This is a genomic window from Cellvibrio japonicus Ueda107 (genome assembly GCF_000019225.1).
Classification (GTDB): Bacteria; Pseudomonadota; Gammaproteobacteria; order Pseudomonadales; family Cellvibrionaceae; genus Cellvibrio; species Cellvibrio japonicus.
Genome location: NC_010995.1, coordinates 766,410 through 791,626 on the forward strand (window position 1 = coordinate 766,410; position 25,217 = coordinate 791,626).

The following is a 25,217-nucleotide window of genomic DNA, read 5'->3' on the forward strand; positions in this document are numbered from 1 at the left end:
AACGCTTAAACAGGGTTTTCACCACAAAGGCGGTAAATTTCAACTATGTCAAACAGCGTAATCAAATAAATTCCATGCCTGCTTTGATAGGTAGAATTAACAAAAAAACCAATAAGAACGCCGTTACCACCAAAAGGTATCAAGTGATAGCTATGTATAAATTGATTGCAAATGTCGGTCACCGATACTGTTTTCCTGATTGACTTGGACGAGTCTGGTTCGTAAGGAAGGATAGTGTCCGCCTCATCTTGAGAAAGTTCTTTATGTGGAAAAACCGATACGGTGTATTTTTTTGCTTTAAACTCAGCAGAAACTTTGTTGAGCTCTATAAATTTCCGGACAGTAAAAAACCCCAAAAATAACTCTTTTTCTAAAGTAAATATGGACCTGTTTGATCATCTTTTTTGAAGCATACGCCTTAACAGCTTGTCCGCTGTTTTCATAAGATAGCTTTGCCAAAGTTCAGTTTCAGAAATCATGATTTATCTCAGTCAATTGTGAATGATAGTATTGGCCGCATGATTCCTACATGAACAATCGATAGGGATAAGCATTCCCAGGCAGCGTTGGAACATTGGCGATGGTCCTTGCCAATCGTTGTGAATATCGAATCGTGACCGGGACAGGATCGTACAGGGCATCATTATTCCAATCCATCTTTGTCAGCGCGAGTGTTTCCAGTGCGGTCAACTCAATCGGCCCTATACCTGCATGGCGAACAAGATTGATTGGACGAGGAATGCTTTTTCCACCTTGATAATAGTCTCCTCGCGACGCAGCAGCGGGTGAGTTGCCAGCAACCCAAACTAATGCTGAGTTTCCCGAGCGTTGCAACATAGTGCCTCGTGGAACAGGGTAGCCATCAGGCCACTGCTGTCCCATAGTTTGTAGATAAAAGAAAAGCCTGTTTTCCAAGTTGATACAATGTAAGTGCGACCAAACATTGGTAAAACAAAGGAAAACAGGCTTTGTCACATTCTAACACCGCATTTCATCAACTACTCAAACCTTTATCGAGACATGAATTTGAAGCGGAAGCTAAAAAGCATCATGTCGGCCAAAAATTGCGCTCGGCCACCCGCTGGGATCAATTTGTCGGCATGGCCATGTCGCAGCTCTCTGGCCGCCAAAGCTTGCGTGATATTCAATCCAATCTCGAAGCACAGCAGCATAAACTTTATCATCTCGGTGCCAAGCCAATAGCCCGTTCAACGTTGGCACGAATCAACGAAGTACAGCCCGCCGAACTCTACAAACACGTATTTGCTCGTCTGCTTCACCGCTGTAAATCCATGCAGGGCAAACACAAATTCCAGTTTAAAAATCCGCTGTACTCCCTTGATGCCAGCGCGATTGATTTATCGCTGTCGGTATTTCCCTGGGCGGCGCATCGAGATGACACAGCAAATGTAAAATTAAGTGTTGGCCTGAATCATGGCACCCAAGTGCCGGAGTTTGTCGCACTCAGTGATGGCCAGGAAAACGACATGATTGAGGGACGAAAATTTGATTTTCCCAAAGGCAGCATCGTTGCGTTTGATAAAGGCTACGTGGATTACCGCTGGTTTAAGTTATTGACAGATAAAGGAGTTTTCTTTGTAACCCGCTTGCGCGCCAAAGCCGTCTATCGCGTGGAAGAACGTCGCTATGCCGACAGCAGCAAAGGTATTATCAGTGATCAGGTCATTCAATTATCCAGCGCTCATGCGATCAAACGCGGCGCACCGAAGTTGCGTCGAATTGGCTATCGTGACGCAACAACCGGCAAATTCTATGAGTTTCTCACCAACAACTTTCAGCTGGCGGCGGCCACAATTGCAGCGATTTATAAGGATCGCTGGCAGGTGGAGTTGTTCTTCAAAGCGATCAAACAAAACCTGAAGATCAAAGCGTTTGTGGGCACTTCAAGAAATGCGGTGTTAACACAAATTTGGATTGCCATGATTACGTATCTATTGTTGGCATTTTCGCGTCACAGCACTAAAGCGGGATGGACAGTTCAACGGATCATGAGGGTAATTCAGTTAAATTTGTTTGAGCGTAGGAGTCTAAAAAGCATCCTGATACCGGACCCGCCGAATCATAAAAAAAGCGAGCCTCAAATGAGGCTCGCCTTATGAGTAGAACTATGGGACAGCAGTGGCCATCAGGCTCGCTTTTTTGCTGGGGTGTTGGATTACGGCTGTGCTGTAACCAAACACCGCGCCATCCTGCATAGCTGGATACCTCCACACACTCAACTTCCTGAATAGCAGAAAGTGCATCCAAAGCACCTTCCAACTCCTCTGGTTTGAAAGAGGTCGTTTTGTGGACGACTAAACGACGGGGAAGCAAGCCGCCATTACGGCTTTGATACAAATTAAGGCTACGCGCGAGTACCGCTCGCATATCGCTTCGGCTGAGGAAGGGATTTCGACGAGCTTCATCAACATCCTTAACCGGGTCACGCGCTTCGAAGGCGACAAACTGCATGCCGCCGCCATCGGCATCAAAAACTTGTGAACAGCAGGTGACATAATGGGCTGTTTTGGGGTCCCCTCTTAGTGCATAAGCCAGTCCGATATATGCCGTATTATCCGGCACACCTTTCAAGGGAGCCAACTTCCATGGAATGCCGCCAGCCTTTACATAAAGCGCAATGGAAAGGCGCCACGCTAACGATGCTTTATAGGGAAACTTGAAGACACGATCATTAATAACCTGGGTTGGAATACCATGACTTGCACCGATTGCCTTGAGTGTATCGTGTGCATCAAAACCGAAAGCACGAAAGCCGATTTGCCAGGCATCGGGTAAGTGCACCAACACCACATCAAATTGGTCACGTATTAATGACAGATGTTGCATGCCTGTACTTAATGCATTTAACAGGCGGGTAGATGGTGGACCTTCTGGCTCCAGCGATTCGATGTCATCCGGTAATCGTATATGTGCATCGCTTGTCTTGGCGGCAACCAATGGAACACCAAATGTATGTTCAAATCCCCGGAATTCGGGAACATACTGTTTTCGGTCACTGGGAGCATGGGTGGTTCTTAGGATGTTGACCAATCCACGCAAATGCTCCCATCCACTGGCAGGTCCTATGGTTGCAATGCGCAACTCAGGCGTATAAGTCGAAAATACAGCACTGCTGTAGCCTCCATAACGGTCGAGGCCCCGCAAGGGGTTTACATCCAGTGATGTATCTTCCGGATTGAAAGTCAGCAGAGGCTCATCCAGCAAAGAGAACGGGGGTAGTTTCGATGTGTCATAAATATTCATCGTCCGCTCCGTTGGAAATAACTATGTTCATGGCTGGGCCGGCTCCACGCGGTGATGGGCGATAGCTGGAACTCCGCATCCTGTCCTGGACCTGCGTCTTCTCTAAGATCAATCGCTCTGATGACGCCCTCCTTGTTGCCACTTGGCAAAAGCCTGGCCCATTCGGCGATAATACGAGCCCATTCCCTGTTTCGTCGTCCTGCCCAGCGTTCGCGCTGCCAGTCCATCACAGGATTTGTACGGTGTACGAAAGAGCTGGCATTGTTATCTGCCTCATGATCTGCATCACCTCCGCTGTCCGTGTGAGGTAATTCAACATAGGTGAAGGGCTCGAACGCACACCACCATCGGTCTGTCACATGCTCAAGCCGGATCTGCACACCTTCGTTGTAGGGATAATCATAACCATCCACTTGACCTGTCAATGGTGCTGAATACGCCTGATGGAGGCATGACAACTGCTCTTTGCGCGAGGCCACCCGCTCCGGGCTATCCGTGGGCAGACCGCTGGCAACGATGAGTGCGTGCCCTTTGCGCCGTAACTTCGGCAGTAACGGCTTTCGTCTGCTGAGTGCCCAGATTAAAGCATCGTAAAGTAACCCCAAGGCCCAGCTATCGGTATCAGGATGGAGTTCAATAGTGCCAGCAATCCGCCCTCCGACCGGCGCGAAGGCTTTGAGTAATTCTGCATCAGCACCAAAAGCAGCAATTTCCCGCCCGATGCTGGCCACAACAGCTTTTGCTCGCACCTCACGTACCAGTTCCCGAGCGCGGGCTGTCGTGATTGCTGTATTGATTTCAATGCGACGGGCATATTGCGGCATGGAGAGAATAGGTATTGCCGAACACTGCAATACTGGGAAGCTGCGATGCTCTCGTGTAGGTAGTGGCAACTCTGCCAATATCGGAGCCGGGCGAGACTCTTGAACATACGGCAATAGGGCGTCTGGCAGATTGATTCCGTCAACGATGTCTCCGGCCAGTTCATCAAACGTGGGTGACTCGACAAGAACTGCCGTCACCCCAGCTTGAGCCGCCTTCTCAAGCAAGGCTCTGACTGCGGGCAGGATAGAATTGGCTGAACGCGTTACCCAGTAGATGCCTCCGGGGAAGGCGCTCGGCTGTGCCAAGGCTTGGGTTAACGCGGCCATGATCGACTCGTCACGTCCGCTGTAACCGACGATGACCAGCCCGAAACGCGCACAGGCAGCACCCAGAACACGCCGCATCCGGGCATCCTGTTCTTTCAGCTCGTCGGTGGTATTCTTCAGTTCAACCGACTGGAAGTCACCATGTAGCTTGGCCAGAAATGGCCAGTGGGACTCGCGCAAACAACGTTCCGCGCGCTCTGCATTGTCGATGGCTGCAGTTGTCATATTTGCCCGATCACCCGGCGATACCAACTGATCAGTCAATGTAGTTGCTGTTTCGATCAATTGGTCGAAATTGGTGGTGAAAGCGCAGGGAATACGGCGGGTCGTCAATAGCGCGGCAAGTACGCGGTGCGCAAAGGAAGGCGTACCCATTGTGACCGCTTTCTCGATGTAGAGGCGGCGAGCCTCCGCCGTTGGGTATACCGCCTCGAAAGCCTTGGCGTACTCCGTCGGATCATCCGGTGGCGGCAATTCCGAGCGTGTGCTGAAGAACAGGTCGATGCGTTGCTGCCACAAGGGGTCATTGGCATCCACTTCGCGGGGGCTGATCTTGGACAGTTGACAGAACAAGTGCTTCTTGAAATCAAGAATCATCGAGTAGCCGGTCGGAATACCCGCCGAAGCCGAAGCTCCGGCACCGAGAAACCAAGCGAACTGTTCTGGCCTCAAACAGAAGGTGCTGGCAAATTGTTGTCCAGTCAGTGTCTTGATCATTCGAGTGCCTCCTTGTTTGAAGAGTTTTTTCCCGAACCATTTAACAATTAGCCGTTAATTAAAATCCATTCGGGATTGCTGCACTGTTCTGGGTGGCAGCCCGCGAGGGACGAGGTTTTCCTTGCGCAGCCAGTCCAGCCATTGTTTCAGTTCAGCAGGTGAAAAACGCGCCTTGCTTTCATGCCAGTTTTCGCGCAAGTCGGTGATGATCTGCTCATTGGTGGGCTGGATGCCGTCGATCAGGAAATCGTTCCAGACGGCGAAGAGTGTGGCGATGATCTCGACCTGCTCGGTGGTCTTGTCGGCCAGTGAGTAGATCAGGTGGTCGAATTCAGCTTTCTGCTCCGGTGACATCAGGGACTCTGCCTTTTGGGCAGGCTCTGATAAGGCGGGCAGGCAGCGGTATTCCGTCTTTGTCCTGCCGTTTGCTAAAGTCTTTTCATTTACCTCGAACCAGTGCTTAGCCTGACCTTGCTGCTCGAAATCATAAATCCATTTATCCAGCGGCCCGGCGGCTTCGCGTTCGGGTTGCAGGTTCAGTTTCAATCCCGCATGAGCCTGCGCCAGATAGGCTGCTTTAGCGGCAGCGGTTCGACCAAAGTATCTGGCATTGGCGAGTTTTTTGACTGCGTAGCAACCAATGGCGGCGCGGTAGCTGGTCAGGTCAATAGCCTGAGCTTGTGAAGGCGATGCAGGTTGGTGTTCTTTCTCTGCGGTGCTTTGCGATTGGACATGCATCAAAGCGTTTAGCAGTTCGGACTGTTTGCTGGTTGCGATATTAATTTGCTGATCCAGTGTATCGCAGAAGACCATCAGCTCATCGATCTTGGTGACGATGCGATTTTGTTCGGAAAGTGGAGGGAGAGGGACTAATGTTTCCTTTATCTTGCCAACATTCAGGTTGGGCTGTGCAGCCCCTTCTGCTATTTTCCGTATTTCTTCATAAATTTTTATGAAGAAATACTTAAGATATTTCTTTGTACCAGAAGATGAGCCATAAAAAACCATAGCTGCAATCGCTTGGTTTGTGGCTCCAGCAATCGAAAGCTCACTAATCTGACCTCTCGTTTTTCCTTGCCCATATAGTGCGATAATTAGCGAGCCAGAAGGGAAAATTTTGCAGTTTGTTTCCTTTAACGCCTTTTCTGTAATGTAGGTTTCCGGCTTTTCGGTAAAAAGCTTGTTCGTTGCAGAGCTGGTGTACCAAGGTATCTCTCCACCATAATAATCCTTGTTTGTTGTTGCAGGGGTTGAGCCAGTACCCACATCAACAATGTCGATTACACGTACCCACTCCCATCCCTGCGGCAACGCATAAGGTTTTTCCTCGTCCGACACCGGCGGAAAGGGTTTGGGTTTCTTGATCTTGCCTTCCTCTACCAACCGCTGTTTCTCGGCCTCGATTTCTTTCAGCAGTTCGCTGGCGGGTTGGTCGTTCGGGTTTTGTGGGACGAGTTTTCCCATCACGGCCAGTTGCAGGATGGCCTTGCGCAGTTCGGCGACGTTTTCCTTGACAGTGTAAAGCTCGCCGAAGTGTTCGGCGAGAAAGGACTGGGCGTGTTGGTGTTGCTCGGGGTCGGCGATATTCAGCAGTTGTTTGATGGCAGCTGCGTGGACGGTTCGGCGCTTTTCCTGCTGGGCAGCGCGCAGCTTTTCTAGCTCGTCGCAGCGGGTCATCAGTTCGTCGATTTTGGCGATGATACGGTGTTGTTCGTTCAATGGTGGTGCCGCCACAAGTAGGTTTTCAAGAGCCTCTTTGTTGAGATTTTGAATCCCGATGCCCTTCCCCTCTTGCCTTGTTTGACTTCGATATAAAGGGGTTTGACTGAAAACACGGAAATATTCAAATAATAAAGTGCATCGTGGCCGTATAACGGCACAGAATGCGCCGAAGGTACATTCCCTGTTTGATTCAAACTGCGCAGCTTTTCCGACTAAGTGAGGGGAACCGCTCGACATCGCAATGAGGATATCGCCATTTTTTATCTTCTGGGATTCACTAACCAGTGAAGATGGAACAAAAACTGTTCCTTGAAAATTTATAATCTCTTGAATATTGTTCGCTCTAAGCAATTCTACTGAATCGTGAAAACGAATTTCATTAGATTGACTTTTTGAGTATGTGACGCCTCGAATAATCTCAGCCAACTCTCCAAGTCGCACCCACTCCCACCCCTGCGGCAATGCATAAGGTTTTTCCTCGTCCGTCACCGGCGGCAAGGGTTTGGGTTTCTTGATCTTACCTTCCTTTACCAACTGCTGTTTCTCGGCTTCGATCTCTAAGAGCAATTCACTGGCAGGCTGGTCGTTTGGGTCTTGCGGTACCAGCTTGCCCTGCATGGCCAGCGTCAAGATCAGTTCACGCAGCTTTTTGATGCCATCGGGTGCAGAGAAGGCAGTGTCGAAGTGCTGTTCCAGCAATCGGGCGGTGTGCTTATTCATGCTCGCCCTCGGGTTTTTGCAGGGTTTTCATTTGGTTAATCAGACGGTCGAAGTCGCTTTCGAACAGGCGGTCCTGCACGATGCGGTATTTCTCGAATTCGCTTTCGGCGTGGGCCTTGGCAATTTCTGCCGTGATCCTGCCTGCGTCTTGCAGGACTTCCCGGTCGGTGGCGGCGATAAAGCGGCTCAGGCGGGTTTCCCAATCCTGCATGGTCATGGGGATTTTGCGTAGCGCCATGTCTTCGGCCACATCCAGGTAGGCGTTTACCAGTCGCGTCAGTTGCGCCATTTCATGTTCGGTCAGGTAGTTTTTGGCCACCACCACATCGAACTTCTGGATTTTGCCATGTGGTGCGTCTTTCCAGTTGGTCAGGCCCATGTGTGGCTTTTCGGCGTCGGCGCGGTTGACGATCACCTCCGCCGCTGTCTGGCCGTGGATGGCCCAGTGCAGTTTGTTCTGCACAGTGGCAAAGAAACGCTGGGTGGCTTGTGCCGTCACATCGTAATCAATCGCTGTGGTGTAGATGTCAGTAATCTTCTGGTAGAACTTGCGCTCGGAGAGGCGAATCTCGCGGATGCGTTGCAGTTGCTCTTCAAAATACTGTTCCGTCAGGAGGGAGCCGCCGCTTTTGAGGCGTTCATCGTCCATCACCCAGGCTTTGAGGGTGTATTGCTCGATGATACCGGTGGCCCATTTGCGGAACTGCACGGCGCGTTCGGAGTTGACTTTGTAGCCCACAGCGATGATGGCCGGGAGTTGGTAGTGCCCGGTATTGTAGGTTTTGCCATCGGAAGCAGTTATTCGAAATTTTCTAATAACTGCCTCTTCCTGTAACTCTTTGTCCTGAAAGATCTTTTTCAGGTGATAGTTGATGGTGGGGACTTCCACGTCATAGAGCGTGGCCATCATTTTCTGGCTCAGCCAGATGCTTTCGTTCGCGTAGACCGCTTCCACGCCCCCCTGGCCGCTGGCAGCCACGAAGGTCAGATATTCGGCGGCGGAGGAGCGGGTGATGGACGTCTCCTTGCCGGGTTGTTGCTTGCGAGTCATGCCTTGCCCCCGGTGGCCTTGAGGGCGGCCAGCAGTTCGGTTTTCAGCGCTTGCTGGGCGGCCTGAAGCTGGCGGGTGATGTCCAAATATTCGGCCATGAGTTCGTCAGGGTCGCCGTGCTCAACGGTGACTTCATGGGGGTTCTTGCAGTCCAGGTTGTAGTTGCGTTCGGCAATGTCTTTGGCGGATACCTTCCAGGCATGCTCGGTGGTTTTGCGGCGTTTGCGTTCGGCGCCGCCCCACCATTTTTTTTCCAGGTCAAACTCGCCGATGGTGAGCGGCTTGGAGCGGGAGTAGCTTTTGTAGCCTTCGGGGTAGGGATGCTCGAAGAACCAGACATCCTTGGTGGGGCCGCCTTTTTCAAAAAACAGGATGTTGGTGGCGATGCTGGTGTAGGGAGCGAACACGCCTTTGGGCAGACGTACGATGGTGTGCAGGTTGAAGTCTTCCAGCAGTTCGCGCTTGAGAGTGGTTTTTACGCCTTCTCCAAATAGAAAGCCATCGGGTAATACCACGGCAGCTCTACCTGTGGGCTTTAACAGGTGCATGATCAGTGCCATAAACAGGTCGGCGGTTTCGCGGGTCTGGTGTTTGGCGAGGAAGTTTTTCTCGATGCCGTCTTCTTCCATGCCGCCGAACGGCGGGTTGGTAATGATGATGTCCACCCGGTCGCGGGGGCCGTAGTCTTTGTAGGGGCGCGAGAGAGTATTGTCGTGGCGAATCTGGGTGGGCACTTCAATACCGTGCAGCATCATATTGGTGATGGCCAGCATGTGCGGCAGCGGTTTTTTCTCGACACCGTGAATGCTTTTTTGCAGGCGCTTCTTGTCGGCGGTGGTTTTGGCTTGCGACTTCAGGTGCTCGATGGCGCAGGTGAGAAAACCACCCGTGCCGCAGGCAGGGTCGAAAATACTTTCGCCCAGTTGCGGGTTTATGGTATCGACAATAAATTGGGTTACAGCGCGCGGCGTGTAGTACTCCCCGGCATTGCCTGCCGATTGCAGGTCGGCAAGGATTTTTTCGTAGATGTCGTTGAACAGGTGGCGGTCGTTGGATTTATTGAAGTCTACATCGTCTTCAATGGTATTGATGACCTGACGCAGCAAGGTGCCGGATTTCATGTAGTTGTAGGCGTCTTCGAATACCGAACCGATGACACGTCCGTGCTCGGAAACACCTGCTTTGGTGGCCAGTTGCTTCAATGCCGGGAACAGGTTGTTGTTGACGAAATCGATCAGCTCTTCGCCAGTCATGCCTTCCGGGTCTTTGGCCCAATTGCTCCAGCGGAAACGCTTTTGCAGCGGGGATTTGTAGTCGGCATGGGTGAGCTCCCATTCCTGTTCTTTGTCGTCATAGATTTTCAAGAATAAGAGCCAGCACATTTGGCTGATACGTTGGGCGTCGCCATCGACGCCTACATCTTTACGCATGATGTCCTGAATAGATTTGATCAATGTGGCAAGTGACATTAAGGGGTCCTGTTACTGCTGGTACAGTGCTTGTTCGAGTTGTAGAACAGCCTGTTCGTATTGGGCTTTTCCGCCAAAGGCGCGGATCAGTTCGATGGGGGTGCCCAGTTGGTCGAACGGGGCGAGGGTCAGAATCTGGGTTTCTTCGATAGCGGCTACGCCTTCATCGGCGTATTTATCGAGCAGGGCTTCGAGCACCTTTTGTGCCTGTTTCCCATATTGGGCAAAGTAATGGCGCTTTTTGACCTGCTCAGCGCGCTCGCGGCGCGTGAGCGGTGGCTGATCCCAAGCGACATGGCAGAGCAGGTCGAAAGGGTCGAACACCTTACCAGATTTTTTACCGACTTCCTCTGCCAGGGCGTCAAAAAATATGCCTTGCTCGGCCAGTTCGTCGATGATGGCCTGTTTCTTTTCTGCCCCGCTCCAACGTCGTAAAAAATCGTTGAGTGATGTGAACTCTTTGGCCAGAGTGTTGCGGGTGTAGTCTTTCAAGGACTCGGTGATCAGCTTGCCGTTGGCGTCAAAGTATTGCACGCGCTCGGCGACCACCTTGACATCTACCTTGTCGACCACATAGCGGCGAGGTGCTTGAGGGTCATCATCACCGGGGTAGGCAATGCCATCGTAATCTGGGTTGTCGTCACCGGTAGAGTAGGTGAAATCATCGGGGGCATCTCCCGCAATGGATTCATCCTGTTCGTCTGGTGGCACGGGGGAGTCGTCACTCTTGGGTTCATACACTTGCACCGGGTCGCCATCAAAGTTCGGGTCAGCAAAGAGTTCCGTGGCTTTTTTGAAGTCGAGAATGGTGAAGTAGTATTTGTCGAAATCTTCATTGATCCGGGTGCCGCGCCCAATGATCTGTTTGAATTCCGTCATGGATTGAATACGCTGATCCAGCACAATTAGCTTGCAGGTTTGTGCATCTACACCTGTGGTCATCAGTTTGGAGGTGGTGGCAATAACCGGGTATTTACTTTCGGGGAAAATAAAGTTATCCAGCTCTTTTTTTCCTTCCTCGTTATCGCCAGTAATACGCATCACGTATTTGCTGTTTTCTTTAACCAGATCAGCATTTTCATTGACCAATGCCTGACGCATACGCTCGGCATGGTCGATGTTGTCGCAAAAGATAATGGTTTTATCAAAACGGTTAGTGGCTTTTAAAAAATCACTGACCTTTTTAGCGACCAGTTGGGTGCGCTTTTCCAATACTAGGGTTTTGTCGAAGTCGCGTTGATTGTAAATTCGGTCTTCAATTTCATTGCCATGCTTGTCGAGCATGCCCTTGTCGGGGCGCCAACCGGTCAGGTCTTTGTCGAAATCGATGCGCACCACCTTGTAGGGGGCAAGGAAACCATCGTCGATACCTTGGCGCAGTGAGTAGGTGTAAATCGGTTCGCCGAAGTAGTCGATGTTGGAAATCTCTTTGGTTTCCTTGGGTGTAGCGGTCAGGCCAATTTGGGTGGCAGAGTGGAAATATTCCAGAATTTCCCGCCAGGCGGAATCTTCTGCGGCACTGCCCCGGTGGCATTCATCAATCACGATCAGGTCAAAGAAGTTTGGGCTGAACTGCTTGTAGATGTTCTTTTCTTCTTCATTGCCGGTGACGGCCTGGTAAAGCGACAAGTAGATTTCATAGGACTTATCAGCCTGCCGCTTTTGGATTTTGGTCATGGTGGCACCAAACGGCTTGAAGTCGTTGGTCATGGTCTGATCGACCAGAATGTTACGGTCGGCCAGAAACAGGATGCGCTTCTTGGCGCGCGCTTTCCACAGCCGCCAGATGATCTGGAAGGCGGTATAGGTTTTGCCGGTACCCGTGGCCATGACCAGTAAGATGCGTTGTTGCCCCTTGGCAATAGCTTCGATGGTTTTGTTGATGGCGAGCAGCTGGTAGTAACGAGGCGTTTTGTTGCTGCCGTCGCTGTAGTAGTCCTGGGTTATCAGGTGTTGTTGCGGTTGGCTCAGCCCTTGGTGTTCTGCCCACCATTGCCACAAAGTTTCCGGGCTGGGGAACTCATCCAGTACCAGCTCGCGCTCCAGCTGGCCATCTTTAGCGATCTTGTTGTGAAATAGAAAGCCATCGCCGTTACTGCTGAACACAAACGGCACTTGCAATAGCTCGGCGTAGCCAAGGGCTTGTTGCATGCCGTCCCCCACCGAGTGTTTGTTGTCCTTGGCCTCGATGATGGCGATAGGCATGTTGGGTTTGTGGAAGAGCACATAGTCGGCCCGCTTGGCCTTGCCCCGGCTGTGTAGCTTGCCGCGCACGATGATGCGGCCTTTGGTCAAATTAAGCTCTTCGCGGACCTGGGTCTGGATATCCCAGCCGGATTTTTCCAGGGCAGGTGTGATGAATTTAGTGCAGATGTCGCGTTCAGTGAGTTGTTTTTTATTCATATTTTTTCAAGTGCCATATCCAATATGTTGCTTCTTCTTTTTATTGATCTGTGATTAAAGCGCTTCTGAGAGTCATTTGGACTGGGGCGAGCCGTTCAACGCCTTGGCAACGCTTTCGGGTACATCGACCCATACTTGAATGCCCAACCCATGAAGCACTTGAAAAAGCTTACCCCATTGCACGCTATCGCTGCCGCGCTCCACTTTGCCGAGAAAGTTTTCGCTAACGCCTATGCTGCCAGCAGTGTCGTCTTGGCGGATGTTCTGTGCTTTACGGCTAGCGCGTACTACCTTGCCGATGGCCGCTGGGGTGTCGATGGGTATTTGCATACAAAATCCTCATGTTTGTAAGGATTTTGTACTAATGGTTCATAATTGGCAAGAAATCCTTATGATTGTGCGGATTATTTATAATGTCGAGGTTATATCGGTAGAGTCCTCACAAGTGTGAGGATTAATTAGTGGGGTTTTAGCGCAATAAAAAGCCACCTTGTGAGGTGGCTTTGGAGTCAAGCTTTCGGCTGCGATCTACACGTTAAACAAAAAGTGCAATACATCGCCGTCTTTCACAATGTATTCCTTGCCTTCCTTGCGCGCTTTGCCGGCATTCTTTGCGCCCTGTTCGCCCTTGTATTGCACAAAGTCTTCGTAGGCAATGGTTTCAGCGCGGATAAAGCCTTTTTCAAAGTCGGTGTGGATAACCCCGGCGGCCTGTGGTGCGGTGGCGCCTACCGGAATCGTCCAGGCGCGCACTTCCTTAACACCCGCCGTGAAATAGGTGTGCAGGCCGAGCAGTTGGTAGCCGGCGCGGATTACACGGTTGAGGCCGGGTTCTTCCATGCCCATTTCGGCGAGGAATTCTTTTTTGTCATCGCCTTCCAGTTCGGCGATATCGGCTTCCAATTTGTTGCAGATGGGAACCACTACAGAGTTTTCTTCGGCGGCAATGTTGCGCACCACATCCAGGTGTGGATTGTTTTCAAAACCGTCTTCCGCCACGTTGGCGATATACATGGTGGGTTTCAGGGTAAGCAGGTTGATTTCCTTGAGCAGGGTTTTTTCCTCGGTGCTCAAGGCAAATGAACGCAGTGGTTTGGCTTGGTCGAGGTGCGGCTGGATTTTTTCCAATAGGGCTTTCATGGCCAGTGCATGCTTGTCCTGGCCTTTGGCTGCCTTGGCGTAGCGGTTGAGGGCTTTTTCCACGGCCTCCAGATCGGCGAGGGCCAGTTCGGTGTTGATTACCTCAATGTCGGCAGCCGGGTTTACACCATTGGCGACGTGGATCACGTTGTCGTCTTCAAAGCAGCGCACTACATGGGCGATAGCGTCGGTTTCGCGGATATTGGCGAGGAATTTGTTGCCCAACCCCTCCCCTTTTGAGGCGCCCGCAACCAAGCCGGCGATGTCAACAAACTCCATGGTGGTGGGCACAATACGCTCGGGTTTGACGATTTCGGCGAGCTTGTCCTGACGAGGGTCGGGCACTACCACAATACCGGCGTTAGGTTCGATGGTGCAGAAAGGGAAGTTTTCGGCGCTGATGCCCGCGTTGGTGAGGGCGTTGAACAGTGTTGATTTGCCGACGTTGGGCAGGCCGACGATGCCGCAGTTAAAACCCATGGTGTTGTTCCGCTAGTGGTCAAAAGAAAAGGCGCGATTATACCCGGCTTGGAGGAGTGGCTCTAGTTTAGCGCCTGGGATCGGTATGCAGGTTTTTCATGGCCTTGTCCCAATCGCCGTTGATGGCATCGGGCAGGCAGGCAATAGCGCGATCAATGGCGTTGTCGATCAGCTCCTGCTCACTGGCCGGTGCGCGCTTGAGTACAAAGTTCGCTACCAGCTTGGCATCGCCCGGATGGCCAATGCCCAGGCGCAGGCGGCGGAAATTGTTGTTATTACCCAGGGCCGCGATGATGTCGCGCAGGCCATTGTGGCCGCCGTGGCCACCGCCCTGTTTGAAACGCGCGCTGCCGGGTGGCAGATCCAGCTCGTCGTGGGCGACGAGTATGGCCTCGGGGGCGATTTTGAAGAAGTTGGCCAAAGCCCCGACAGACTGGCCGCTGCGATTCATATAGGTGGTGGGAATGAGCAGGCGCAGATCGCGCCCTTGATAGTTAACCCGCGCTGTCAGGCCTGCGTATTTGCTATCGGGCACCAAGGTTGCACCCAACTGGCGTGCGAGCAACTCTACTAAGTCAGCACCGGCATTGTGGCGGGTGCGCTCGTATTCGCTGCCGGGGTTGCCCAGTCCCACCAGCAATTGAATCTCATTGGCCATAGCTTTCTCTCGCAGCAGTTGTCTTATGGGCGCGCATTGTGGCGATATTTGGCGGGGGTGGAAAGTTACAGGCAATAAAAAAGGGCAGGGTCCGAAGACACTGCCCTTGGCGAATAGAAAAATCCGATTACTCGGCAGCTTCTTCGCTTTCACCACCTTTGGCCTTGAGGATGGTCACAACCGCGAGGTCGTGATCAGCGCCTTTGGTCAAGTCGGTGGAAATAACGCCTTTTGGCAGTTTCAGGTCAGAGATATGGAGAATCTGACCGGCTTCTATCGCCGCCAGATCTACCTCGATGAACTCGGGCAGGTCTTGTGGCAAACAGGTAACGTCCAGTTGGGTCAGGTTGTGAACCACTTTACCGCCCTGGGTTTTTACGCCCACAGAGGTAGCTTCGTTGATGAAGTGCAGTGGAACCTGCTTGTGCAACTTGGTGTTTTTGTCAACGCGCAGGAAGTCTAGGTGCAAAACTTGCGCCTTGGAAGGGTGGCGCTGTACATCTTTCAGGATCACGCTCTCGCTGGTGCCATCGATGTTCAGGTCGATAACGTGGGAGAAGAACGCTTCGTGTTGCAGGTGCTTGAGCAGTTCGTTGTGGGAAACGCTCACGTTGACCGGTGCTTTGCTACCGCCGTAAATGATGGCAGGTACCTGGTCAGCCAGACGACGCAGGCGGCGGCTCGCACCTTTCCCCAAGTCGTTACGGGCAGTTGCATCTAATTTAAAGTCTTCAGACATGTTGACGTCCTCGATAAACCTCAGGAATCCGCGACCAGAACTCCGAGGGGTTTTAAAAACCCTGTTGCCAGGGCGGTTAGCTGGGTGCGTATTCTGCCTTAGCGGAACATCGCACTCAGGGATTCTTCATTGCTCAACCGGCGCATGGCTTCGGCGAGCATTTTCGACAGGGTCAGGGTGCGGATTCGCGCACAGCCTTGCGCTGCCTCACTGAGCGGAATGGAGTCGGTGACAACCAACTGGTCCAGCTCGGAATGGTTGATATTGTCTATGGCCTTTCCCGACAGTACCGGGTGGGTACAATAGGCCACTACCTTTTTCGCACCCTGTTCCTTCAGTGCTTTGGCTGCGCTGCACAGGGTGCCGGCAGTATCAATAATGTCATCGACCAACAGGCATGTCCGCCCGTCCACCTCACCGATGATGTGCATCACTTCCGCGACGTTGGCGCGCGGGCGACGCTTATCGATAATGGCCAGGTCGATACCCAATTGTTTGGCCACGGCGCGGGCGCGCACCACGCCGCCGATATCGGGCGATACCACAATCAGGTCTTCAAATTTTTGCTGCTCTATGTCTTCCAGCAGTACCGGCGAGCCGTAGACATTGTCCACCGGCACATCAAAAAAGCCCTGAATCTGCTCAGCGTGCAGGTCGACGGTCAGCATGCGGTCTATGCCAACACTGACCATCATATCCGCTACTACCTTGGCGGTAATGGGTACACGGGCTGAACGCACCCGGCGATCCTGGCGCGCGTAGCCGAAATAGGGAACCACGGCAGTGATGCGTCCGGCAGACGCGCGGCGCAGGGCGTCTACCATCACAATCAGTTCCATCAGGTTGTCGTTGGTGGGTGCGCAGGTAGGCTGCACCACAAAGACATCGCGGCCACGCACGTTTTCGTTCAGTTCAACCGCGATTTCGCCATCGGAAAACTGGGATACAGAGGCATCACCCAGGGGGCGACCCAACTGCTCCACAATCTTTTTCGCGAGATCGGGGTTGGCGTTACCGGTAAAGACCATTAAGTCAGTCACGTCAGATACCTTTTGCTGGTTGCCGGGGTGAGTGCTGAAATACCAGAGCCGATGTCAGTTTACACAAAGCTAGCTGTTTTACCCTTGGGATTTTGCAAACCCTTGGGCAATTGGCGATGGCTGGGGAGATAAGAAGAATAGTCATTGTTGCGCAGTTTGTTGAGTCACGCGGCTGGCATTAAACGCTTGAGCTGTTACGACAATGACAGGAAGAGATGGCAGGGGCGGAAGGACTCGAACCTACGAATGGCGGGATCAAAACCCGCTGCCTTACCACTTGGCGACGCCCCTGTTGTTTTACATCGGCGAAAGAGCGCTGATGCTCTTGAAATCAGCTGGCGGGAAGCAGCTTGTAGAGCGGGGATTGGTTAACCCCTTTGGCTACAAAGCCGGGTAGATGTGCAGGCAATTGTGTTTGTACCCATTGCGCTTTTTCTACCGAATCGAAGCTGGCAAAAACACAGGCTCCGGTTCCCGTCATGCGTGCGTGGCGATCGAATTGTTGCAGCCAGTTGAGTGCTTCATCCACTTGCGGATACAGCTTTCTCACCAGGACTTCGCAGTCGTTTTGACCACCCCGTTCAAGGAAGGCCGCCACTTTAATGGCCGCCGTGTCTCTTGTCAAATCCCCGTGAGAAAAAATTTCTGCAGTGGATACATGGCAATCAGGTTGCACAACAAGGAACCATTTTGGCGGTATTTCAATAGGTTGCAGGCTTTCGCCGACACCTTCTGCCCAGGCGGTTTGGGCGTTGACGAACACGGGCACATCAGCGCCCAGTTGCAAGCCCAGGGTTTGCAACTGCTGCTTGCTGAGGCCGCATTGCCAGAGATGGTTGAGCGCAACCAGGGTGGTGGCGGCATTGCTGCTGCCACCGCCAATGCCGCCGCCCATGGGCAGGCGCTTGGTGAGTTGTATATCGACGCCGAGCGGCTTGGGTTTGTAGGGTTCCAGTGCGCGCGCTGCGCGGATAATCAGGTTCTGCTCAAAATCGACACTGGGCAGGGCCGGGGCCAGGGTAATAGGGCCATGGTCGCGTATTTCGAAGTAGAGTTCATCGCCATAATCGAGCAACTGGAACAGGGTTTGGAGCAGGTGATAGCCATCGGCACGACGCCCGGTGATGTGCAGGAACAGGTTGAGCTTGGCCGGGGACAGCAGGCGCAGGGCGTTCATGGTTAGTGAATTCCCAGTTGCCAGTCGCGGATCACCAGGGTCAGGCGCAGGTCGCGGTATTCCGCCTGGATTTTTCCGGGTAGCGCCAGGCGCGTCTCGCCGTGGTAATAGTCGCGGTAGTTGCTGTAATGAATTGTCCAGTTGGCTTGTTGCAGTTCGCTGATCAGCCCTTGCGGCGAGAGTTGGAGCCCGGTGATGGGGGTCTTGGGCGCCGGCAGGCCGCGCACCCAGTAGCTGAGCTGGCTGACTGGCAGCGTCCAGCCGGCAGCCTTTTTAATCAGGCTTTCGGCACTTTGGGCGTGCATGGGCGGCTGGCCCGACTGTAACAGGGTGACAGCTGCCGGTGCGCCGATAATTTGCAGGCGTTTTTGGCCGAGTGGGCCGCTGAGGTAAATCTGGTAGTTATCCGGCTGCTGCTGCCATTTGAGGGTGGCGCTGCCACTTTCCTGCGGGCTGCGTATGCCCAGCTTGCCATCGATTTGCCAGCTGGCGACAGCTTGCAGTTGCTGCTGGTGGGCTTGCAGATCGGGAGGGGGCGTGAGGCCGCGTTGGCTGGCGCAGCCCATCAGGCCCGCTGCGGTGAGCAGTGCCAGGAGGCACAGGAGACGATACATCAGAGTTCAACCTTCAAACGTTCGAGGGTGGAGCGAAGCAGGGGATGGGTTTTCCCTTCGCGTGTTTTTTTCTGCAATCCCTGGCGCCACACCTGTCGGGCTTCATCGGCGCGGCCACTGACCCAGAGTGCTTCACCCAGGTGCGCTGCAATTTCCGCATCGCCGCTGGCGTCATAGGCGCGTTGCAACAATTCTATGGCGCGGCCCAGGTTGCCGCTGCGGTATTCAATCCAACCCATGGAGTCGATGATGGCAGGCTCATCCGGCGACAGTGCCAGTGCCTGGTTCACCAGGTTGCGCGCCTCTTCCAGGCGGTTGGTTCTGTCTGCCAGCAGATAGCCCAGGGCATTCAGTGCCTGGGCATTGTCGGGTTGCAGGCTGAGGAGATGACGCAGGTCTTCCTCGGCCTTGTCCAGCTGTCCCTGCTGTTCATATTGCAGGGCGCGTGCATAGCGTAGCGGGATACTGTCGGGCAGTTCGCGGATGGCTTCGTTTAATACCTGGTCCGCCATCGGGTGCTGTTGGTGCAGGCGCAGGGTTTCCGCTTCGAGCATAAAGAGAATGGCTGCATGCTCGGGTTGGCGCAGGCTTTGGCGATTGATGTGCTGGTGTGCCGCATCGTATTCACCGCGCTGCATAAAGATGTCCAGCAGGCGCGCCTGTGCGGCGAGGAAATCGCTTCCCCCATTAACCTGCAGGTAGTAGAGAAGGGCTTCGTCCGGATTGCCGGCGGCTTCGCTCATCTGCCCCAGGTAGAAGTTAGCTGTATTTTTGTGCTGGCCTAGTTCAACCAGCGCTTCAAAGGCGCGCTCGGCTGTCTCCTGGTCCTCGCGCTGGAGTGCCACTATGCCCAGGGATAGCCAGATATCGCCATTGTGCGGTAGCTGTTGGGTCAGGAGCGCAAACTGCTGTTGCGCGGCGGCCAGGTCGTTATGGCTGAGGATACGCGCGTATTGGTAGCGCAGCCGGTGGTTATCGGGGTGCAAGGCCAGGAGGTCTTCCATTTTGGCAATGGCTTCCTGGTCGCGCTTGAGCAAGTGGAGCAGGTTGGCTTCGAGGATGGCGGGCGGCAGGCTGCGCGGGGCGAGTTTAAGGGCGCGTCGGGCCAGTGTCATGGCTTGGGGGTAATCCCCCTGTTGCTCCAGGAGCAGGCCAGTGCCCACCAGCAGTTGTTCGTTGTTCTTGTGAGTTTTCAACAGGGACTGGAATTCCGCCAGGAGTTGGTCGTGCTCTGCTTTGGAGAGTGTATTCGCCTGGGCGGCGATGACCTGGAAGTGCGGCGTTTCCCCCTGTTCCAGCAGGCGCTGCGAAGAGGCGAACGCCTGGTGCAGCTGGCCGGCTTCCAACTGGGCGAGGGCTTGGTTGCTCAGTGCCTCGCGATTATCCGGTGCGGCATCCATCCAGATTTGCGCCGCTTCCAGCGCTGTATCTTTGTCTCCCAGGTAGCGCGCCAGCAGGGTGGCGCGCTCGGCAATTTGCGGATCGCGGGTCTGGCGCGCCTGCTGGGCATAATTGCTGAGGGCGAGATCATAGAGTCGGCGATTGCCGGCAAACTCGGCCGCCAGCAGGGAGTAAAGCGTCTCGCTGTCGAAGGCCCGGTCATTGCGTTCGGGCAAGTCCAGTGGAGCGGCGCCGGACGCTGCTGCCGGTGCGCCAGGCTCATCGGGGAGCTCGGGCTGAATACCTTGGGTGCCTGGGTCCTCAATGGGTTTTAGTGGTGAGCAGCCATAGGCCAGCAGCATTCCCAGCCCGAGGCCGATGGCTTGCAGATACCTGCGAACCCTGTGCGGCGGTGTGGTGGTTCCTGCTTGTCTGTGCTTGCTCACGTAAGGCTTATCTCGGTTAGCGGGTAGGTGATGGCTGGTTTGGTCACCGGGGCCAGACCTGGTATCTAGCGCGCCAATCGCGTTAGCGTCAATGGCGCTGACCGGCCTTTACACAGGCTTGTGGGAGGCTGCTCATTTGACCCCGGATCTTTGTGACGGTGCCATCAGTTCCGAACTGGGTTGGCAATAATAAACAGGTGAGGGCTCCGGACAAAGCCCATCCTGCAATTTCCAGGTGAGTGATGTGGCTCTTGCCGGGGCGATACCCGGGGTGTTTTTAGAGCCCTTTACCGGCAGCGCGCCGCTCGGCGACCTTGGTCGGGCAGTTCGCCAACTGGCGCGTGGCCAGGTAGGTTTGCTGGATCAAATAGGCATCGCCGCTGGCGCGGTGGCGGCGAATCGCGAGCTGTTGCTGCAGTCGTTGCTTGGTCTCATCCCAGCACAGCAGTTGATCTTCGCTGGCGATCAGCTCGATTGGGCTGAGGTGGAAGCTGGGGTTGGTGCGCCCGGCAAAAAACAGGCGTGTCAGCCAGGGGCTGTCGTGGGTCCAGGCATCGCTATAGCAGGTGATCGCCCCGAGGAACTGGTTGAGTTCGGCACACACCTGGCGCGCTGGTTTGCCGCTGTTCAGGGCGAGTTCGCGCGCAATGCCATGGATACGCTGTGCCTGTTCACTCCAGTGGGTCCAGTCCGGCTGGGGCTGGATCAGGGCGCAATAGCGGTCGCCGCGGGCATTCACTGCACCGATTTCGATCGGATAGCTGTGGGCACCAAAACCCGAGGCTTCGATATCGATAATGGCGGGGCAGGGGTGTTTGCGCATGGGTAATCCTTGTCGAAAGGGTTCACGATTATAAGGCCAAATATGTGGCAGCCTCTTGTCACCTGTTAGCTCTGGCCGGACAATACCGCCCTTTGCGATTAGCATCCCGAGTCCCATGACCCTGCTTGCCCTAGGTATCAACCACAATACAGCGCCTCTCGCCTTGCGGGAGCGGCTTGCCTTTGCCCCTGAGGCACTGGTGGAATCCCTGCAGCAAGCCCGTATTCACGCGGGGTTGGAGGAGGTCGCCATACTCTCCACCTGTAACCGGACGGAGATATACGCCAGCAGCCTGGCCGACCACAACCTGGTCGAGGATTGGCTGGTCAGGCATACCGCGGTCGATGCCGGCAGCCTGGCCAGTAGCTGCTATTGCTATATCGGTGAAGATGCCGTGCGGCACATGATGAAAGTTGCCGGCGGCCTCGATTCACTGGTGCTGGGTGAACCGCAAATTTTGGGCCAAATGAAATCAGCCTTTGCTGTCGCCAAGGATGCCGGCACCATCGGCAGCGAATTGCACTCGGCATTCCAGCAGGTATTCAGTATTGCCAAGCGGGTGCGCACCGAGACAGCGATTGGCGAAAACCCGGTGTCTGTCGCCTATGCCGCTGTCAGCCTGGCCCAACAAATCTTTTCCAACCTGAAAGAGGACACCGCGCTCCTGATTGGTGCGGGCGAAACCATTGAGCTGGTAGCCCGCCACCTGGCAGAGCAGGGCATCAAACGCATGATCGTCGCCAACCGCACCCTGGATCGCGCCCAGCGCCTGGCGCGGGAGTTTTATGGCGAGGCCATACTCCTGGCGGATATTCCCGAGTATTTACACCGCGCCGACATTGTTATCTCCTCCACAGCCAGCCAACTGCCGATCCTCGGCAAGGGCGCTGTTGAGTCGGCCCTGAAAAAGCGCAAACACAAACCTATGTTTATGCTGGATATTGCGGTACCGCGCGATATAGAGGCGCAAGTCAGTGAACTCGATGATGTCTACCTCTACACGGTTGACGATTTGCACGCGGTTATCGACGAAAACAAGAAATCCCGCGTTGCCGCTGCCGACCAGGCCGAAGAAATTATTAACCAGGGCGTTGAGCAGTATGTGCGCCAGCTGCGCGCGCTGGATGCCGTTGCCACGGTAAAAGCCTATCGTCAAAAAGCGGAGCAATTGCGCGATGCCGAGTTGCACAAAGCCCTGCGTCAATTGCAGACTGGCACTGATCCCGAGCAGGTACTCCAGCAATTAGCACGCAACCTCACCAATAAACTTATCCATTCCCCCACCACCTTGTTGAAAGAGGCCAGCGCCAATGGCCGCCAACAGGTAATCCAGGTAGCCCAGGAATTATTTGCCATTAGTATCAAGGATATTTCCGAGCAGGATAAATTACTTGATACCAGTGAAAACCAGCCAAGCGAGTCAGCATGAAATCATCCATTCTTGAAAAACTCGAACGCCTTAAAGAGCGTTACGAGGAAGTCAGTGCACTGTTATCCGAGGCAGACGTTATCAACAACCAGGCGCGTTTTCGCGATTTGTCCAAGGAGTATGCCGAGCTTGAACCGGTGGTGGTCGCCTACAAAGGTTATTTGCAATTGCTGGCGGATATTGAGGAAGCCAAACACCTGATCGCCGAAGGCGATGCCGATATGCGCGAAATGGCGGAAGAGGAATTGGAAGGCTGCGAAGCGCGTCTCGAACCCACTGAGCTTGAGCTGCAAAAACTCCTCTTACCGAAAGACCCTAATGACGAGAAGAACTGCTATCTCGAAGTGCGCGCCGGTACCGGTGGCGATGAAGCGGCGATTTTTTCCGGCGACCTGTTCCGCATGTATTCACGCTATGCCGAAACCCAGGGCTGGCGCGTGGAAATCCTCAGCCAGAGTGAAGGTGAACACGGCGGCTTCAAGGAAATTATTTCGCTGGTGAGCGGTTCCGGTGTCTACTCCAAACTCAAATTTGAATCGGGTGCACACCGGGTACAGCGGGTGCCCGAAACCGAATCCCAGGGGCGCATCCACACCTCGGCGTGCACCGTTGCGGTCATGCCCGAAGCGGATGAGTTGGAAGAGGTCAATATCAACAAGGCGGATTTGCGTATTGATACCTACCGTGCGTCCGGCGCCGGAGGCCAGCACGTTAACAAAACGGATTCGGCGATCCGTATCACCCATATTCCCACCGGTATTGTGGTGGAGTGCCAGGACGAGCGCTCGCAGCACAAAAACCGCGCCCGCGCCATGAGCCTGTTGGCCACCAAATTAAAAACCATGCAGGAAGAGGCCGCGCACAAAAGTATTTCCGAGGAGCGGCGCAACCTGGTGGGCAGCGGTGATCGCTCCGAGCGCATTCGCACTTACAACTATCCGCAAGGCCGCGTGACCGATCACCGCATCAATCTCACGCTCTATTCATTGGATGCCGTTATGCAAGGTGATCTTGAGCCGGTCATTGGCCCCTTGGCCAATGAATACCAGGCCGACCAGTTGGCTGCGATTGCGGATTAACCATGGCCTCGCTCACTATCGCCCAGGCGCTGCAGCGAGCGCCCTTACTGCACGCAGTGAGCGAGAGTCCGCGCCTGGATATTGAATTAATCCTGTGCCATCTCCTGCAAAAAAATCGCACCTGGTTGTACACCTGGCCGGATCACCTGCTCGCCGATGAGTCGCTGCGGCAATTTGAAACCTGCCTGGCGCGCCGTGAAACCGGCGAACCCATTGCACATATTATTGGTGAGCGCGAGTTCTGGTCTTTGCCGTTGCTGGTCAATAATTCCACCCTGATTCCCCGCCCGGATACCGAAGTAGTGGTTGAACAGGTGCTGGCCTCGTTCGCCGAGGATGCGCCGACACAGGTTCGCCGCTGCCTGGACCTGGGAACCGGTACCGGGGCTATTGCCCTGGCACTTGCCAACGAGAAAAAACACTGGCAAGTATTGGCTGTGGATCGATCCGCGGATGCCGTGGCCCTGGCCCGGACCAATGTGGCGCGCCTGCGCTTGCCCAATGTACAGGTCCTGTGCAGCGATTGGTTTAGCGCGATACCGGCGCAAACCTTTGATGTCATCGTCAGCAATCCGCCCTATATCGACCCGCAGGATCCACACCTGGAGCAGGGCGATGTGCGCTTCGAACCGCGCTCGGCCCTGGTGGCCGGTAATGCCGGGTTGGCGGATATTGAAGCGATTTTAGAACAGGCTCCTGCGTACCTTGCCGTTGGTGGCTGGCTGTTGATTGAGCACGGTTACGACCAGGGCAGGGCTGTGCGCAATTTGTTTTGTGCATCGGGATTGGTGCAGGTGTCTACCCGGCGCGATTATGCGGGCAATGAGCGTGTCACCTTTGGACAGTGGGCCTGAATATGGCGATGAATGATGAACAACTGCTGCGCTACTCGCGTCAGATTATGTTGCCTGACCTGGATATCGACGGCCAGGAAGCACTGCTCTCGTCCCATGTAGTGATTATCGGTTTGGGCGGCCTGGGATCGCCGGTATCCATGTACCTGGCGGCTGCCGGTATCGGCCAGCTAACCCTGGTGGATTTTGATGCAGTGGATCTGTCCAACTTGCAGCGGCAGATTGCACACACCAGCGAGCGCATCGGCCATAACAAGGCGCAATCGGCGGCGCAGACCCTGCGCGCACTCAATCCCCATATTGCGCTACATATCCATAGTCAGCGGGTGGATAGCGAGGCCCTGGCGGCCCTGGTTGCCGGTGCCGACCTGGTGGTCGATTGCACCGATAACTTCACCACCCGTTTTGCGATCAATGCCGCCTGTGTGGCGGCGCTGAAGCCGCTGGTCTCCGGTGCTGCCATCCGCCTCGAAGGCCAGGTGGCGGTCTTTGATAACCGCGACCCCCAGAGCCCGTGCTATCGCTGCCTGTATGAAGAGAGCGCGGATGACCTGACCTGTGCCGCCAACGGGGTATTGGCACCTTTGGTGGGGGTGATAGGCTCCATGCAGGCGCTGGAGGCTATCAAGGTTCTGGCTCCGGTTGGGCAGCCGCTGGCGGGGCGTGTCCTGCTGTTTGATGGCCGCTATAGCCAATGGCGGGAAATGCGTTTGCGCAAGGACCCCTGTTGTCCTGTGTGCTCAGTCAAACCCTGCTTATCGGAATAGTGCCCGGCCCTGACGTGGCGCTTAAATTCTGCTAGCATCGGCGAGCAATGATCGATGGTCTTGTCCTCTTGGGGCTGAAAACCAGGGATGATTC

Annotated in this window: 22 protein-coding genes and 1 tRNA gene; 5 read left to right on the forward strand and 18 right to left on the reverse strand. The window is 54.2% G+C overall.

The features are described from left to right. Positions 1-5 precede the first annotated feature (5 nt). Together CJA_RS03090 and CJA_RS18945 are read right to left on the reverse strand one after the other, a co-directional pair. The gene (locus tag CJA_RS03090) at positions 6-356 is read right to left on the reverse strand and encodes a hypothetical protein (RefSeq protein ID WP_041550987.1); all 351 of its coding nucleotides are present in this window, start codon (positions 354-356) and stop codon (positions 6-8) included. Between the two features lie 169 nt (positions 357-525). Further along, a complete protein-coding gene (locus CJA_RS18945) occupies positions 526-975 on the reverse strand; it encodes an argonaute/piwi family protein (protein WP_202944175.1) in 450 nt (149 codons plus the stop codon). Here CJA_RS18945 and CJA_RS03095 point away from each other — a divergent pair. Further along, positions 969-2,120 (forward strand): IS4-like element ISCja2 family transposase, encoded by a 1,152-nt coding sequence (locus CJA_RS03095; RefSeq protein ID WP_012485938.1) that lies wholly within the window; start codon positions 969-971, stop codon positions 2,118-2,120. The two genes, CJA_RS18945 and CJA_RS03095, sit on opposite strands and share 7 nt — an antisense overlap. On the opposite strand, the gene CJA_RS18950 is transcribed toward CJA_RS03095, so the two are convergent. From CJA_RS18950 to CJA_RS03170, 16 genes are all read right to left on the reverse strand, one after another. After that, positions 2,008-3,264 carry an argonaute/piwi family protein gene (locus tag CJA_RS18950; RefSeq protein ID WP_012486311.1) on the reverse strand — a complete coding sequence of 419 codons (1,257 nt, stop codon included), beginning with the start codon at positions 3,262-3,264 and terminating at the stop codon, positions 2,008-2,010. The two genes, CJA_RS03095 and CJA_RS18950, sit on opposite strands and share 113 nt — an antisense overlap. Then, the gene (locus CJA_RS03100) at positions 3,261-5,132 is read right to left on the reverse strand and encodes an SIR2 family protein (protein ID WP_012486312.1); all 1,872 of its coding nucleotides are present in this window, start codon (positions 5,130-5,132) and stop codon (positions 3,261-3,263) included. The genes CJA_RS18950 and CJA_RS03100 overlap by 4 nt, the downstream gene beginning before the upstream one ends. Positions 5,133-5,186: 54 nt before the next feature. Then, positions 5,187-7,574, reverse strand: a complete 2,388-nt coding sequence (locus tag CJA_RS03105) for a restriction endonuclease subunit S (RefSeq protein ID WP_012486313.1) — start codon at positions 7,572-7,574, stop codon at positions 5,187-5,189. Continuing rightward, on the reverse strand, positions 7,567-8,625 hold the full coding sequence (locus tag CJA_RS03110) for a virulence RhuM family protein (RefSeq protein ID WP_012486314.1): 1,059 nt from the start codon (positions 8,623-8,625) through the stop codon (positions 7,567-7,569). Before CJA_RS03110 ends, CJA_RS03105 begins: the two co-directional genes overlap by 8 nt. Beyond that, positions 8,622-10,094: a type I restriction-modification system subunit M gene (locus CJA_RS03115; protein WP_012486315.1), complete on the reverse strand. Its 1,473-nt coding sequence runs from the start codon at positions 10,092-10,094 to the stop codon at positions 8,622-8,624. The genes CJA_RS03110 and CJA_RS03115 overlap by 4 nt, the downstream gene beginning before the upstream one ends. Before the next feature lie 12 nt (positions 10,095-10,106). Further along, entirely contained in the window at positions 10,107-12,497 is a 2,391-nt protein-coding gene (hsdR, locus tag CJA_RS03120; RefSeq protein ID WP_012486316.1) for an EcoAI/FtnUII family type I restriction enzme subunit R, read from the reverse strand. 72 nt (positions 12,498-12,569) lie between these two features. Next, positions 12,570-12,827 (reverse strand): helix-turn-helix domain-containing protein, encoded by a 258-nt coding sequence (locus tag CJA_RS03125; protein ID WP_012486317.1) that lies wholly within the window; start codon positions 12,825-12,827, stop codon positions 12,570-12,572. 198 nt (positions 12,828-13,025) lie between these two features. Continuing rightward, positions 13,026-14,117: a redox-regulated ATPase YchF gene (ychF, locus tag CJA_RS03130; RefSeq protein WP_012486318.1), complete on the reverse strand. Its 1,092-nt coding sequence runs from the start codon at positions 14,115-14,117 to the stop codon at positions 13,026-13,028. A 67-nt stretch (positions 14,118-14,184) separates the two neighbouring features. Then, positions 14,185-14,775, reverse strand: a complete 591-nt coding sequence (gene pth / locus CJA_RS03135) for an aminoacyl-tRNA hydrolase (RefSeq protein WP_041550990.1) — start codon at positions 14,773-14,775, stop codon at positions 14,185-14,187. Between the two features lie 127 nt (positions 14,776-14,902). Beyond that, positions 14,903-15,514: a 50S ribosomal protein L25/general stress protein Ctc gene (locus CJA_RS03140; RefSeq protein ID WP_012486320.1), complete on the reverse strand. Its 612-nt coding sequence runs from the start codon at positions 15,512-15,514 to the stop codon at positions 14,903-14,905. A gap of 98 nt (positions 15,515-15,612) precedes the next feature. Then, positions 15,613-16,542 carry a ribose-phosphate pyrophosphokinase gene (locus CJA_RS03145; RefSeq protein ID WP_041550992.1) on the reverse strand — a complete coding sequence of 310 codons (930 nt, stop codon included), beginning with the start codon at positions 16,540-16,542 and terminating at the stop codon, positions 15,613-15,615. Positions 16,543-16,770: 228 nt separating this feature from the next. Further along, positions 16,771-16,845, reverse strand: a tRNA-Gln gene (locus CJA_RS03150). A gap of 40 nt (positions 16,846-16,885) precedes the next feature. After that, positions 16,886-17,731, reverse strand: a complete 846-nt coding sequence (ispE, locus tag CJA_RS03155) for a 4-(cytidine 5'-diphospho)-2-C-methyl-D-erythritol kinase (protein WP_012486322.1) — start codon at positions 17,729-17,731, stop codon at positions 16,886-16,888. Positions 17,732-17,733: 2 nt separating this feature from the next. Continuing rightward, positions 17,734-18,345 (reverse strand): lipoprotein insertase outer membrane protein LolB, encoded by a 612-nt coding sequence (gene lolB, locus CJA_RS03160; RefSeq protein WP_012486323.1) that lies wholly within the window; start codon positions 18,343-18,345, stop codon positions 17,734-17,736. Continuing rightward, positions 18,345-20,171, reverse strand: a complete 1,827-nt coding sequence (locus tag CJA_RS03165) for a tetratricopeptide repeat protein (protein ID WP_012486324.1) — start codon at positions 20,169-20,171, stop codon at positions 18,345-18,347. The genes lolB and CJA_RS03165 overlap by 1 nt, the downstream gene beginning before the upstream one ends. Before the next feature lie 277 nt (positions 20,172-20,448). Continuing rightward, complete coding sequence (locus CJA_RS03170; RefSeq protein WP_012486326.1) at positions 20,449-20,994, reverse strand: PolC-type DNA polymerase III domain-containing protein; 546 nt, start codon at positions 20,992-20,994, stop codon at positions 20,449-20,451. 115 nt (positions 20,995-21,109) lie between these two features. Here CJA_RS03170 and hemA point away from each other — a divergent pair, with 115 nt between their 5' ends. From hemA to CJA_RS03190, 4 genes are read left to right on the forward strand one after another with little or no spacing between them, the layout of a single operon-like run. Beyond that, on the forward strand, positions 21,110-22,423 hold the full coding sequence (gene hemA, locus CJA_RS03175; protein WP_049765393.1) for a glutamyl-tRNA reductase: 1,314 nt from the start codon (positions 21,110-21,112) through the stop codon (positions 22,421-22,423). Continuing rightward, entirely contained in the window at positions 22,420-23,502 is a 1,083-nt protein-coding gene (gene prfA / locus CJA_RS03180; protein ID WP_012486328.1) for a peptide chain release factor 1, read from the forward strand. The genes hemA and prfA overlap by 4 nt, the downstream gene beginning before the upstream one ends. Positions 23,503-23,504: 2 nt before the next feature. After that, positions 23,505-24,356 carry a peptide chain release factor N(5)-glutamine methyltransferase gene (gene prmC / locus CJA_RS03185; RefSeq protein WP_041550994.1) on the forward strand — a complete coding sequence of 284 codons (852 nt, stop codon included), beginning with the start codon at positions 23,505-23,507 and terminating at the stop codon, positions 24,354-24,356. A gap of 8 nt (positions 24,357-24,364) precedes the next feature. Then, positions 24,365-25,123 (forward strand): HesA/MoeB/ThiF family protein, encoded by a 759-nt coding sequence (locus CJA_RS03190; protein ID WP_041551949.1) that lies wholly within the window; start codon positions 24,365-24,367, stop codon positions 25,121-25,123. The last annotated feature ends 94 nt before the right edge of the window (positions 25,124-25,217 follow it).